Below are 14476 nucleotides of genomic sequence, written 5' to 3' on the forward strand. Positions count from 1 at the left end.
AACATTAAATGGAGGAATTTTAAAATGGCTTTAAACATTGAAGAAATCATTGCTTCTGTTAAAGAAGCATCTGTACTAGAACTTAACGATTTAGTAAAAGCGATCGAAGAAGAATTTGGCGTAACTGCAGCAGCTCCTGTAGCTGTAGCAGCTGCTGGCGGTGCTGCTGGTGGTGCTGAAGAACAAACTGAATTCACTGTAGAACTTACTTCTGCTGGGGATTCTAAAATCAAAGTTATCAAAGTGGTTCGTGAAATCACTGGTCTTGGCTTGAAAGAAGCTAAAGAATTAGTAGATAACGCTCCAAAACCACTTAAAGAAGGTGCTTCTAAAGAAGAAGCTGAAGAAATCAAAGCTAAACTTGAAGAAGTTGGCGCTAGCGTAGAAGCTAAATAATTTTGCTTTGAGCAAACAAAAAGCCTGTCAGGAATTTTATTCTGGCAGGCTTTTTTTGTATTCGCGAGGTGTCATGCCGACTTCGCCAAGAAAAGCTCGATTGAATGACCGAACTGAGGTGAAGCCGGCGAGATCGGATATTTGGCTAAAGGATAGTGAAGTTGTTTGGATAAAACTTTTGGTGTAGCTAATTTTAATAAATGTTGCGAGCTCGCGAGCATTCATCTGAAAAGTTGTTTGAAGGGCTTGTTCAATGTTTTTTCGAGATGTAAAAAAGACTTTTTCGAGGCTGGAAAGGGAAAGATCTAGTTTGAAATTTTCTGTCATGTACATGTAAATTTGAAAAGCAAGAGTGGGTTCAGCTTTTTTGGAAGCTTTTTTATGGTACTCTTTAGGTGTTTCTTTGTAGAGTTGTTTAAATTGACGGTTGAAACTAGGGAAAGACCGGAAACCGACATTAGAAGCAATTGTTTTTATTTGTAGATCTGTTACTTGCATGAGAGCTCTTGCGTGATTAAAACGAATTTGGGTAAGGTTTTGCAGTAAGTTCTTTCCAGTTAGTGCTTTCAATTCTTGATTGAGCCGTTCGGGTGTGGCATTAAAATGCTGAGCTACTTTTGCAGTGCTGAGTGGCTCGGCAAAATGATAGTGTAAATACCGAAGAGCTTTCCAGCCGGGTGTGGTAATGAATTTTGGTTTTTCCTTTGTAGATGTATCTCAAGTAAAGCAAAATGATTTTTGTGACATTGGCGAGAACTAACGTTTCAAATAGGGGGGCGCGAATTTCAGCTTCTTGCAGCGCTTCGTCAAATAACTTTTCTAGTTGCTTGGCGTTTGGATAAGTGATAACAGGCGAAAAGTGATTTTGAAACATCATTTTATGCAGTTGTTCTTGGTTTGGACCATCGAGAATTTGTAACAAAACTCGAAGTGGAAAAGAAATTTCAATGACTTCTAAATTTTTTGCTTCGGTTAAGCTTGTTGAATGATAGGGGAAAATCCAAGATAGTGAGCCACGTGAGATGGGATAGTTTATCCCGTTGATTTTAATGGTTCCGTGGCCTGAAATTGTTGCAAATAAACGAATGCGACCGGTTTCGTGATCTTTGCGTGCCGCATTTGTTGAATGTTTATACACGCTGAAGCTTGGTTCTTCCCAAAAGGTATTATGATAAGGGTTGTGATAAGTTTGTTCCACTGTTTGTCACCTCCTTTTTATTATAGCTTGGATCAAGATAATAAAAAAGCCTATTTTGTCTCATTTCCACTTACAGATCATGTTAATATAAACATGTGATAAATTTCACTAACTTTTATTAGATAACTGAAAGTGAGGAACCGAACATGGAAAAAATATTTGTTTTAGGTGGCACAGGATTTTTAGGTTACTACACAGTGAAGGAACTGCTGAAACGGGGATATCAAGTGGAAACCGTTGCGCTTCCACCGATGCCAGAAGAGGCTTATTGCCGTCAGAAGTTAAATGTACACTTGGGGATATTGGTGCGATGTCAGATGATGAAGTAAAGAAAATGCTTGAGGGGGTATCGGGATTCATCTACGCAGCTGGTGCGGATGAACGAACTGTACCGAAAGCTCCAGCGGAAAAATTCTTTTATGAAGCTAATGTCCTTCCAACGCAGCGCTTAGTTCGCTTGGCTAAAGAAGCGGGAGTTCAAAACTTTGTTGTTTTTGGTTCTTATTTCGCGGAATTTGCGGAGCGCCTTCCAGAAACGCTTTTAAAGGATCAACCGTATCCTAATACGCGTTTATTACAAGAACAAGTCGCTTTTGCTGAAGGGGAGGGGAGTATGAATGTTTCGAGCTTGCGCTTGCCGTATATTTTTGGGACGATGCCTGGAAGAATACCTCTTTGGAAAATGTTTACTGACCAAATTAAGGGGCAAGCTGTTTTCCCTGCGCTTAAAGGTGGAACGGCGATGGTAACTGTAGAACAAGTGGCAGAAGCGGCAGTAGGGGCATTGGAAGCTAAGAAGCACCGTGCTACGTACGCGATTTGTGGGGAAAACATGAAATACCAAACGTTTTATAAATATATGGTCGATGCTTTAGGGCAAGAAACGGAAGTGCCTGTTGTACCACTTGATGCTGTTCGTGAAGTCTATGAAGGAATGGATCAAGCATCCAAAGCGGAAGGAACTGAACATGGTATCCATTCGATTGTGACAGCAGAACTCCAAGAGCTAGATTTGTATTTAAATCCTGAAGATACGAAGAAAGTGCTTGGTATCAGAGATCATGATGTTAAAGAATCGATTCATGAGACGCTTTTAAGATGTGTAGCTGAATAAAAAGAAAGCCTGCGGTAAAAATATACGTGTCCGTGGGCTTTTTGTATGGTAGAATACACAAGTGGAGGAGGAAGGCTGAATGACAAATAATCATTATTTTACAAATGATGACTCTTTATCTTCAAATCGGCAAATTTTTCATTATGAGTTGCGTGGCTTTGATTTGCGCTTTGTGAGTGATGATGGCGTTTTTTCTAAAAAGACAGTTGATTTCGGTTCGCGCCTTTTGATAGAAACATTTGAGCAACCGGATTGTGCGGGGAAGTTTCTTGATGTTGGCTGTGGTTACGGACCAATTGGGCTATCGCTCGCAAAGAGTTTTCCGGATCGAGAAGTGGAAATGGTAGATGTGAATCAACGAGCGCTTTCGCTTGCTTCGGAAGGTGCTGAGTTAAACGGGATTCAGAATGTGAGGATCTATGAAAGCTCTGTCTATCAGCACGTGGATGAAAATGAATTTGCTGCGATTATTAGTAACCCGCCAATTCGCGCTGGAAAAACGGTTGTGCATGCGATTTTGGAAGGTGCTCATGACAAGCTCACTTCTGCGGGGGAACTTTGGATTGTGATTCAAAAGAAACAAGGTGGACCGTCTGCTGCGCGCAAAATGGAGCAGGTTTTTGGCAATGTGGAAGTGATGAAAAAAGATAAGGGTTATTATATTTATCGAAGTATAAAAGCGTAAAAGAAGTCTTGATTTTAAGGCTTCTTTTTTGTAGACTAATGGGTTGACTTTTTTTCTGGGGTATTGTATCATAGTAAGATGCCAAAAGAATCTAGACTGTTATTTCGCATGCCCATTTTTCTGGAACAAGTTGGAAGAATGAAGTGTTTGCAAGGGTTTTGGTAAAATAAGACATGGATGTGGTTTTCAGAGCTGACAAAGCAAAAGTTAAATTTGGCTGTTGTCGTGAAACTTTTTTAGGAAAGGATCAAAGCAAGTTGAATTCCGCTTTCTTTTTGTCTAAAAACAGGCTAGATCAATTGCTCAAGTCCCACTTTCTTTCTTGTAGAATAAAGGCGAGTAGTAGGAAACTTTTGATGAACGCCGGTTAAGCGAGTATTTTTTACACGTGTAGAAAGCTCTTGGCTTAAACGTCGGGTGCGGGGGGTTCCACTGTTTAGCGATTCTATGAAAGCAGAAAGTGTGCTTATAAATTTTTAAAAATTTGAGGGGTGAAGAGTTTGTCAGGACATGTAGTACAATACGGCAGACACCGTAAGCGTAGAAGTTTCGCTCGGATTAGTGAAGTGCTTGAATTACCGAATTTGATCGAAATTCAAACAGCTTCTTATCAGTGGTTCTTAGATGAGGGTCTTCGGGAAATGTTCCGCGATATTTCTCCGATTGAAGACTTTGCAGGAAATCTTTCGCTTGAATTTATTGATTATGACCTCGGAGAACCGAAATATTCGGTTGAAGAGTCTAAAAATCGCGATGCTAACTACGCAGCTCCGCTTCGTGTGAAATTGCGCCTGATTAATAAAGAAACTGGTGAAGTAAAAGACCAAGAAGTTTTCATGGGTGATTTCCCACTTATGACTGAAATGGGAACATTTATCATCAACGGTGCTGAACGTGTTATTGTTTCGCAATTAGTTCGTTCGCCGGGCGTTTATTTCAATGACAAAGTGGACAAAAATGGTAAAAAAGGTTTTGGATCGACCGTTATTCCAAACCGTGGTGCTTGGCTAGAATACGAAACGGATGCAAAAGATGTTGTGCATGTTCGTATTGACCGCACACGTAAATTGCCGGTTACGGTCCTTCTTCGCGCTCTAGGATTTGGTTCCGACCAAGAAATCATTGATCTGATCGGAGACAATGATTATTTGCGCAACACGCTTGAAAAAGATAACACAGATAGTGCAGAAAAAGCACTTCTTGAAATTTATGAACGACTTCGTCCAGGTGAACCGCCAACTGTAGATAATGCTAGAAGCTTACTGGTCTCACGCTTCTTTGATCCAAAAAGATATGATCTAGCAAGTGTTGGACGTTATAAAATCAACAAAAAACTTCACCTTAAAAATCGTTTGTTCGGTCAAGTTTTGGCTGAAACACTCGTTGACCCAGAAACAGGGGAAATCATTGCATCTAAAGGAGATATTTTAGATCGCCGCAACTTAGATGCGATTATTCCAAACCTTGAAAATGGCGTTGGGTTCCGTACGCTTCATCCACGTGATGGCGTCATGGAAGACGAGGTGCTTGTTCAATCTATCAAAATTTATGCACCAGAAGATGAAGAAAAAGAAATCAACATTATTGGTAACGCGTATATTGATGAAAATGTAAAACACATTACACCTTCTGATATTATTTCGTCCATCAGTTATTTCTTTAACTTGCTTCACGGTGTGGGTGGAACAGATGATATTGACCACTTGGGAAATCGTCGTCTTCGTTCTGTAGGTGAACTTCTTCAAAACCAATTCCGAATTGGTTTGTCACGGATGGAACGTGTAGTTCGTGAACGGATGTCTATCCAAGATATGAGTACGATTACTCCACAACAACTGATCAATATTCGTCCAGTTGTTGCATCGATTAAAGAATTCTTCGGAAGCTCCCAGCTTTCGCAATTCATGGACCAATCGAACCCGCTCAGTGAGCTTACGCATAAACGTCGTCTTTCTGCGCTTGGACCAGGTGGTTTGACGCGTGAACGTGCAGGCTATGAAGTGCGTGACGTTCACTACTCTCACTATGGTCGTATGTGTCCGATTGAAACGCCGGAAGGTCCAAATATCGGGCTGATTAACTCACTTTCTTCTTATGCAAAAGTGAACCGTTTCGGCTTTATCGAAACGCCGTATCGTCGTGTTGATCCAGAGACGCATCAAGTTACCGATACGATTGATTATCTAACTGCTGATGAAGAAGATAACTATGTTGTGGCACAAGCCAACTCGAAACTAGATGATAACGGCGTCTTCACGGAAGAAGAAATCATGGCTCGTTTCCGTTCTGAAAACTTAGCTGTTGAAAAAGAACGTGTCGATTACATGGACGTATCGCCAAAACAAGTTGTTTCTGTTGCAACGGCTTGTATTCCGTTCCTTGAAAACGATGATAGTAACCGTGCGCTAATGGGTGCGAACATGCAACGTCAAGCTGTTCCACTTATGCACCCTGAAGCTCCATTTGTTGGAACAGGGATGGAACACGTTTCTGCAAAAGACTCTGGTGCTGCTGTTGTCGCAAAACATGATGGGATCGTTGAGCATGTTGAAGCGAAAGAAATTTGGGTTCGACGCGTTTCAATGGTAGACGGAAAAGAAGTTACGGGAGGAATCGACAAGTATACACTACGTAAATTTGTTCGTTCTAACCAAGGAACATGTTATAACCAACGTCCAAATGTTTCAGAAGGAGATCGTGTTGTTAAAGGTGAGATCCTTGGGAATGGTCCTTCAATGGATTCTGGGGAACTCGCACTTGGACGTAACGTTCTTGTTGCCTTCATGACTTGGGATGGTTATAACTACGAGGATGCGATCATCATGAGTGAGCGCCTTGTAAAAGATGATGTTTACACATCTATCCATATTGAAGAATTCGAATCTGAAGCTCGTGATACGAAACTCGGACCTGAGGAAATGACGCGTGACATCCCGAATGTGGGTGAAGATGCGCTTCGTGATCTTGATGACCGTGGTATTATTCGTGTCGGAGCAGAAGTGAAAGATAATGATTTACTTGTAGGGAAAGTAACGCCAAAAGGTGTAACAGAACTTACGGCTGAAGAACGCTTGCTTCATGCTATCTTTGGTGAAAAAGCACGTGAAGTTCGTGATACTTCTCTTCGCGTCCCTCACGGCGGTGGCGGAATTGTCTTAGATGTTAAAATCTTTACGCGTGAAGCGGGAGATGAACTTCCTCCAGGTGTTAACCAACTTGTTCGTGTTTATATCGTACAAAAACGTAAAATTCATGAAGGAGATAAAATGGCTGGTCGTCACGGTAATAAAGGGGTTATCTCTCGGATCTTACCTGAGGAAGATATGCCGTTCCTTCCTGATGGAACGCCTGTTGATATCATGCTTAACCCACTAGGGGTACCGTCTCGGATGAATATTGGGCAAGTGCTTGAACTACATCTTGGAATGGCTGCTCGGCAACTTGGAATCCATGTTGCGACGCCGGTATTTGATGGTGCGAACGAGGAAGATGTTTGGAGCACTGTTGAAGAGGCAGGAATGGCTCGTGATGCGAAGACTGTTCTCTACGATGGACGTACTGGGGAACCATTTGATAACCGTGTGTCCGTTGGAGTTATGTATATGATCAAGCTTGCTCACATGGTTGATGATAAACTCCATGCTCGTTCAACTGGACCATACTCGCTAGTTACGCAACAACCACTCGGAGGTAAAGCGCAATTTGGTGGACAACGTTTCGGGGAAATGGAAGTTTGGGCACTGGAAGCTTATGGTGCCGCTTATACGCTTCAAGAAATCCTCACAATCAAATCGGATGACGTTGTTGGACGTGTTAAAACGTACGAAGCAATCGTGAAAGGGGAAAGCGTACCTAAACCAGGTGTACCTGAATCCTTCCGCGTCTTGATTAAAGAATTGCAAAGTCTTGGAATGGACGTTAAAATCTTGTCTGCTGACGAAGAAGAAATTGAAATGCGAGATTCGGATGAAGACGATTTTAATGGACAAAACGATGCTTTCAATATTGTAAAACCAGAGGAAACTACCGAGCAGGTTGATTAACCCGCCCGATTTTAAAAAACTCCAAAACAAATGAAAAACGAATGTTTTTGCCGATAAACTAGGTCTGTTTCTAGAAGTGGTGACTTATGAGTGTAAAATACTTATGAGGCTACTTCTAGAGAACGACCAACAAAATTAGGAGGTAGGGCACTTGATAGATGTTAATAATTTTGAGTATATGAAAATAGGGCTAGCATCTCCAGATAAAATCCGTTCTTGGTCGCATGGCGAAGTGAAAAAGCCAGAAACGATCAATTATCGTACACTTAAGCCTGAACGTGACGGTCTTTTCTGTGAACGGATTTTTGGTCCAACAAAAGACTGGGAATGTTCTTGTGGAAAATATAAACGTGTGCGCTATAAAGGGGTTGTCTGTGACCGTTGTGGCGTAGAAGTTACAAAATCTAAAGTTCGTCGTGAACGTATGGGACACATCGAGCTTGCTGCTCCTGTATCGCATATTTGGTATTTCAAAGGAATTCCAAGTCGTATGGGTCTTGTAATGGATATGAGTCCACGTGCTCTAGAAGAAGTTATTTATTTCGCTTCTTACGTGGTTACAGAACCAGGAGATACACCACTTGAGAAGAAACAACTTCTTTCTGAAAAAGAATACCGTGCTTACCGTGATAAATACGGTCAAACTTTCCAAGCTGGTATGGGTGCTGAAGCCATCAAAAAAATTCTTTCGGATATCAATCTTGAAAAAGAAACGAATGAATTGAAAGAAGAGCTCGAATCTGCGCAAGGACAACGTCGTACTCGTGCAATTCGTCGCTTAGAAGTGATGGAAGCATTCCGTAACTCTGGAAACGATCCAAGTTGGATGATTCTTGATGTTCTTCCGGTTATTCCGCCAGAACTTCGTCCAATGGTGCAACTTGAAGGTGGCCGTTTTGCAACAAGTGACTTGAACGATTTGTATCGTCGTGTTATCAATCGGAACAATCGTTTGAAACGTTTACTTGATCTTGGTGCTCCTACAATCATTGTGCAAAACGAAAAACGGATGCTACAAGAAGCTGTTGACGCACTTATTGATAATGGTCGTCGTGGCCGTCCTGTAACTGGACCAGGAAATCGTCCATTAAAATCGCTTTCCCATATGCTAAAAGGGAAACAAGGCCGTTTCCGTCAAAACTTGCTCGGAAAACGGGTTGACTATTCAGGTCGTTCCGTTATCGTCGTTGGACCAAACCTTAAGATGTATCAATGTGGTCTTCCAAAAGAAATGGCGCTTGAGCTCTTTAAGCCATTTGTGATGAAAGAACTTGTAGAACGTGGTTTGGCACACAATATTAAGAGCGCAAAACGTAAAATTGAACGTATGGCACCAGAAATTTGGGATGTGCTTGAAGAAGTTATTCGTGAACACCCAGTTCTCTTAAACCGTGCCCCTACGCTTCATAGACTTGGTATCCAAGCTTTCGAACCAACGCTTGTTGAAGGTCGTGCAATTCGTCTTCACCCGCTTGTATGTACAGCTTATAATGCCGACTTTGATGGGGACCAAATGGCGGTTCACGTTCCGCTTTCTGCTGAAGCTCAAGCGGAAGCTCGTATTTTGATGCTAGCTGCTCAAAATATCTTGAACCCGAAAGATGGAAAACCAGTTGTTACACCTTCACAAGATATGGTACTAGGAAACTATTACTTGACGCTTGAACGTGAAAACGCAGTTGGCGAAGGAATGACTTTCAAAGACTTGAATGAAGCAAACTTAGCTTACCAAAATGGTTACGTGCATCTTCATTCACGAATTGCTGTTTATGCTGGTTCGATTCCAAATGAACGCTTTACAGATGAACAACGCAAGCAATTGCTGATTACGACTGTTGGTAAATTGATCTTTAACACTATTCTTCCAACATCGTTCCCTTATATCAATGAACCAACGAAATATAACTTGGAAATTGAAACACCTGAGAAGTATTTTGTGGATACAACAACGGATGTGAAAGCACATATTGCTAAGCAACCACTTGTTGAACCATTCAAGAAGAAAATTCTTGGAAACATCATCGCGGAAGTCTTCAAACGATTCCATATTACGGAAACGTCGAAGATGCTTGACCGTATGAAAGACCTCGGCTTTAAGATTTCCACAAAAGCTGGGATTACGGTTGGGATTGCGGATATCTTAACGCTTAGCGAAAAAGGAGAAATCCTTGAAGAAGCGCATGATATGGTTGAAAAAATTACGAAGCAATTCCGTCGTGGTTTGATTACAGATGAAGAAAGATATGAGCGCGTTATCGGTGTTTGGAACGCAGCTAAAGATGAGATTCAAGAAAAACTGATCGACAGTTTGGAACGTCTCAATCCAATCTTCATGATGCAAGACTCTGGAGCTCGTGGTAACATCTCGAACTTTACGCAGCTTGCTGGAATGCGTGGTTTGATGGCTGATCCATCTGGACGTATCGTTGAACTTCCGATCACATCGAACTTCCGAGAAGGTCTAACGGTTCTTGAATACTTTATCTCGACCCATGGTGCTCGTAAAGGTCTTACCGATACAGCCCTTAAAACAGCCGATTCTGGTTACCTTACTCGTCGTCTCGTTGATGTTGCGCAAGATGTTATCATTCGTGAAGACGACTGTGGAACTGACCGCGGCTTGACGATCAAAGCGATTCGTGAAGGTACTGAAATCATTGAATCTCTTGAAGAGCGTCTTGAAGGTCGTTATGCACGTAAAACTGTTCGCCATCCTGAAACAGGAGAAGTTCTTGTTAAGGAAAATGAACTTATTACAGAACCTGTTGCACAAGCGATTGTGGATGCTGGGATTGAAGAAGTTTCAATTCGCTCTGCCTTCACATGTAACACGAAACATGGGGTATGTAAGAAATGTTACGGCAAAAACTTGGCAACTGGTACTGAAGTTGAAGTTGGAGAAGCAGTGGGAATTATTGCGGCTCAGTCTATCGGGGAACCAGGAACACAGCTTACAATGCGTACGTTCCATACCGGTGGGGTTGCCGGAGACGATATCACACAAGGTCTTCCACGTATCCAAGAAATCTTTGAAGCACGGAATCCGAAAGGTCAAGCAACCATCACTGAAGTAGCAGGTGAAGTTGTTTCGATTGAAGAAGGTCGTGACCGTGGTCAAGAAATCACGATTCAAGGAACTGATGATCGCCGCAGCTATACAGTTCCGTATACAGCTCGCCTGCGTGTTCAAGAAGGTTCGGTAGTTGATCGTGGTGAAGCTCTAACAGAAGGTTCGATCGATCCGAAAGCATTGATCCGTGTACGTGACGTATTGTCCGTTCAAGAATACTTGCTTGCAGAAGTACAAAAAGTTTACCGGATGCAAGGGGTAGAAATTGGGGACAAACACGTTGAAGTTATGGTTCGTCAAATGCTTCGTAAGATTCGTGTCATGGATACAGGGGATACAGATATTCTTCCAGGAACACTTATGGATATCCAATCCTTCACAGAAGCAAACCGTGATGCCATTATGAACGGGAATCAACCTGCAACGGGTCGCCCTGTATTACTTGGAATCACAAAAGCTTCCCTTGAAACGGATTCGTTCTTGTCAGCTGCATCCTTCCAAGAAACAACTCGTGTTCTTACAGACGCAGCGATTAAAGGCAAACGCGATGAACTTCTTGGACTTAAAGAAAATGTTATTCTTGGTAAACTTGTCCCAGCCGGAACAGGTATTGGCCGTTACCGCAAGCTGAAATCAGAAGTTGTGGGAGCGACACAAGGAGATACAGAAGAAACAACAAATGCGTAAAAATAAATAGGCAAGAAAAAAAGTTCTCCAAGTTTTGGCTTGGAGAACTTTTTTTTTAGTATTTAACGATTTCGTTGGTATTATTGACATTGATAATATAAGCATTGTTTCCGGTTTCTTTAAGCACACGAATCATTGCACTTTTTGGAATGGAAACACAGCCAGCAGTTGGTTTGCCATTATCTACGTGTAAAAAGAATGCAGAACCTGCTCCTTTTACAACTGGACTAGTATTATAATTAATGACGCGTGCATATTGATATTGAGTTTTATAGCTCGCTAAATGTTCATCGGCACTAGAAACTTTGAATTCACGCCAAGTATTGTAATAAGCACTATTTACAGTTGAAATCCAATAGCTTTTGTTTGTGATCTTTCTAAAAGTAGAAAGAGAGCCAGGATTACTTGTTCCAAAACTGAATCCAAGTTTATAAGAACCTTTTGGTGTATAACTCTTTGTTTCACTCGCTTTTCCAATTCCTTGTTTCCCAACATGACCATTTACAGTAAACTTAGTGTTCCAAACCCCATAGGTTTTTTCCCAATAAGTGATTGTGGCATTTGCTCCACTCCCGACAACAGTTAAAATTTGGCTTGTTTTTTTAGCTGTTGGAGAAGAGGCGATAGCTTGCTCTCCGATTCGCAAGGCACGTTTATCCACATAGCCAATATTCTTCCCATTATAGGAAAATCTCACGTAAGTGGCACGAGAAGTTCTCTTTTCTTCTGTAACTGTAACAGCACGACTAAAATAATTATTTGAAGTGCCTAATTTTTTATACCCCACTGTGCGATAAGGCGCTGTAAAGACACCATCATATTTACTTGAGATAACAGCATGATAATTGACGGATTTTGTAGAAAGTACCTTTTCAGGGGATACAAGCGCTCGTTTGTCCACATAGCCTATTACTTTTCCATTTTGTGAGAACTTCACGTAAGTGGCTCGTGGAGTGATTTTTTCTTCACTCACGTCTATATATTGTGTTAAATATTTAGAGGAAAAACCTAGCTGTTTGAAGCCGTAAGTATTATAAGGGGCAGTAAAGACCCCGTCAGTTGTTGTATTGATAATGGCTCCATATTTGACTGACTTTGTTGAGCGAACAGATTCATAAAGTTTTAAACCATTTTTATCTATATACCCAATCACTTTTCCGCCAATGGAAAATTTAACATAAGTTGCACGCTCTGTTTTAATTTCTTCAAGAACTCTTACATCGCGATTTAAATAAGTTTTTGAAGAAGTTAAGCGCTTGTAATTAGCAGTTTTATAGGGACGAGTGAAAATACCATCAGTCGCCCGGGTTATTTTAGCATCATAGTTCACACTTTTAGTAGAAAGAATTTTTTCTGGTGAGCGAAGTGCACGTTTATCGATGAAGCCGACTACCTTTCCGCTGATCGAGAATTTAACGTAGGTTGCACGCTCTGTTGTTTTTTCTTCCTGCACATCTATGTACTGTGTTAAGTATTTGGAAGACATTCCGAGAAATTTACACGCTGGAGTATTATAAGGTGTTGTATAAACTCCATCGTTTGTCGTACTGATAATAGCCCCGTAGTTTACATTTTTACTAGAAAGGATTTTTTCATTGTTACTCGTTGCATGTGCGAAAGTAGCGGGTCCGCCTATTAAGGTTAGCGTAAAAGTAAATAATAAAATGACCCCTAAAATTTTTTTTCATTGTTGTTCCTCCTTTTCTTTATTGTACCAATTTATGAAAGGGAAGTACAAAAACAACTAGTAAGTAGGTCTAAGTGACTAACTTACTAGTTGTTTAATCAATCAGCTCAAGTCTTCACCGTTTGTAGCGATGACTTTTTTATACCAATCGAAGGAATCTTTTTTTTGAACGTTTTAATGTTCCTTTGCCATCATCGTCTTTATCTACATAGATAAAACCATATCGTTTAGACATTTCACTTGTGGAGGCGCTAATTAAATCAATAGGGCCCCAACTTGTATAGCCAATTAAATCAACACCGTCTTTGATGGCTTCTTTCATTTGTTCAATGTGTTTTCGTAAATAATCAATTCGGTAGTCATCATGAATTTTCCCATCTGCTGTGACCTTATCATAAGCACCTAGTCCATTTTCAACGATGAATAATGGCAATTCATAGCGGCTATAAAAATCATTTAATGTGTAGCGTAACCCTTTTGGATCGATTTGCCATCCCCAATCAGAAGTTTCTAGATATTCATTTTTAACTCCGCCCATGAAGTTTCCGCCAGTTTGTTTACCGGTAGGGTTTGCCGAGGTGGAAAGCGACATATAGTAGCTAAATGAGATGAAATCTACTGTATGTTCCTTTAGAATTTCATCATCTCCGGATTCCTTCTGGATGGAAATATTATTTTCAGTAAAGTAACGATCCATATAACTTGGGTATTCCCCGCGAGCTTGAACATCCGTGAAGAAGAGATTCATTTGATTTAAATGCTGCGCTTTTAAAATGTCATCTGGATTATTGGTAGCTGGATAAGTGGTCATCCGCGCAAGCATACAGCCGACTTTGGCATCCGGAATAATTTCGTGGGCAAGCTTAGTAGCGAGCGCACTTGCCACAAATTGATGATGGGCCGCCTGATAGCATAATTCTAACCGATTTTTGGCATCTTCCACTAATACCCCACCGCCTGTGTAAGGGCTAATTGCGATGATGTTGATTTCATTAAAGGTAAGCCAGTATTTGACTTTGTCTTTATAGCGTCTGAAGACTGTTTCAGCATAGTTCGTGAAGAACTCAATCACACGTCGATCGCTCCAGCCATTATATTTAAGAGTTAAATGTAATGGCGTTTCATAATGGGAGAGTGTTACAAGAGGCTCGATACCGTATTTCAAGCATTCATCAAAAACTTGGTCATAAAAGGCAAGTCCCGCTTCATTTGGGGTAGCATCGTCTCCATTTGGAAAAATTCGCGACCAAGCGATTGAAAGCCGGAACGTTTTAAATCCCATTTCGGCAAATAAGGCAATGTCTTCTTTGTAGTGATGATAAAAGTCGATGCCTTCTCGTTTCGGAAAGCGCGCTTCCTCCACGTTTCCTGCCAGGATTTTATTTATTTGTTTTTTGGTCACATCAAGAGCGTGTTCTCCAGGGTTGCGTTCTGACTTGGGGATAAAACGCACCATATCAGCAGTCGAGAGTCCTTTTCCATCTTCATTATAGGCGCCTTCAATTTGGTTGGCTGCTGTTGCGCCACCCCATAAAAAGTCTTTAGGAAAGCCTGTTTTCATCTTCGCCATCGTTGTCACTCCTTCTGAAATATTTA

General features: G+C 41.2%; 8 protein-coding genes and 2 pseudogenes. 6 read left to right on the forward strand and 4 right to left on the reverse strand.

Features of this window, described 5'->3' with window-relative positions; translation table 11 throughout:
* Positions 1-24 precede the first annotated feature (24 nt).
* Positions 25-396: a 50S ribosomal protein L7/L12 gene (rplL, locus tag MAQA_RS00105; RefSeq protein ID WP_036070147.1), complete on the forward strand. Its 372-nt coding sequence runs from the start codon at positions 25-27 to the stop codon at positions 394-396.
* Positions 397-432: 36 nt separating this feature from the next.
* Here the strand turns inward: rplL and MAQA_RS00110 are convergent, their stop codons facing one another.
* Both MAQA_RS00110 and MAQA_RS00115 read right to left on the reverse strand, forming a co-directional pair.
* Positions 433-966, reverse strand: a complete 534-nt coding sequence (locus MAQA_RS00110) for a helix-turn-helix transcriptional regulator (RefSeq protein ID WP_077913507.1) — start codon at positions 964-966, stop codon at positions 433-435.
* A 28-nt stretch (positions 967-994) separates the two neighbouring features.
* Complete coding sequence (locus tag MAQA_RS00115; RefSeq protein ID WP_036070150.1) at positions 995-1594, reverse strand: AraC family ligand binding domain-containing protein; 600 nt, start codon at positions 1592-1594, stop codon at positions 995-997.
* A 146-nt stretch (positions 1595-1740) separates the two neighbouring features.
* On the opposite strand from MAQA_RS00115, the pseudogene MAQA_RS14955 reads away from it, so the two are divergent.
* From MAQA_RS14955 to rpoC, 5 genes and pseudogenes are all read left to right on the forward strand, one after another.
* Positions 1741-1830: pseudogene (locus tag MAQA_RS14955) on the forward strand (NAD-dependent epimerase/dehydratase family protein); the annotation flags it as partial.
* A complete protein-coding gene (locus tag MAQA_RS00120) occupies positions 1815-2708 on the forward strand; it encodes an NAD-dependent epimerase/dehydratase family protein (RefSeq protein ID WP_241462999.1) in 894 nt (297 codons plus the stop codon). The pseudogene MAQA_RS14955 and the gene MAQA_RS00120, both read left to right, overlap by 16 nt.
* Before the next feature lie 79 nt (positions 2709-2787).
* A complete protein-coding gene (locus MAQA_RS00125; protein ID WP_036070151.1) occupies positions 2788-3393 on the forward strand; it encodes a class I SAM-dependent methyltransferase in 606 nt (201 codons plus the stop codon).
* A gap of 491 nt (positions 3394-3884) precedes the next feature.
* Positions 3885-7436: a DNA-directed RNA polymerase subunit beta gene (rpoB, locus tag MAQA_RS00130; protein ID WP_149023260.1), complete on the forward strand. Its 3552-nt coding sequence runs from the start codon at positions 3885-3887 to the stop codon at positions 7434-7436.
* Positions 7437-7587: 151 nt separating this feature from the next.
* Positions 7588-11193 (forward strand): DNA-directed RNA polymerase subunit beta', encoded by a 3606-nt coding sequence (gene rpoC / locus MAQA_RS00135; RefSeq protein WP_036070157.1) that lies wholly within the window; start codon positions 7588-7590, stop codon positions 11191-11193.
* 55 nt (positions 11194-11248) lie between these two features.
* Here rpoC and MAQA_RS13355 read toward each other — a convergent pair whose 3' ends face one another.
* On the reverse strand, positions 11249-12871 hold the full coding sequence (locus MAQA_RS13355; RefSeq protein ID WP_338151599.1) for a GW dipeptide domain-containing protein: 1623 nt from the start codon (positions 12869-12871) through the stop codon (positions 11249-11251).
* A 111-nt stretch (positions 12872-12982) separates the two neighbouring features.
* A pseudogene (locus MAQA_RS00145) lies at positions 12983-14450 on the reverse strand (glycoside hydrolase family 1 protein).
* Between the last annotated feature and the right edge of the window lie 26 nt (positions 14451-14476).

Source organism: Listeria aquatica FSL S10-1188 (genome assembly GCF_000525795.1).
GTDB classification, from domain to species: Bacteria; Bacillota; Bacilli; order Lactobacillales; family Listeriaceae; genus Listeria; species Listeria aquatica.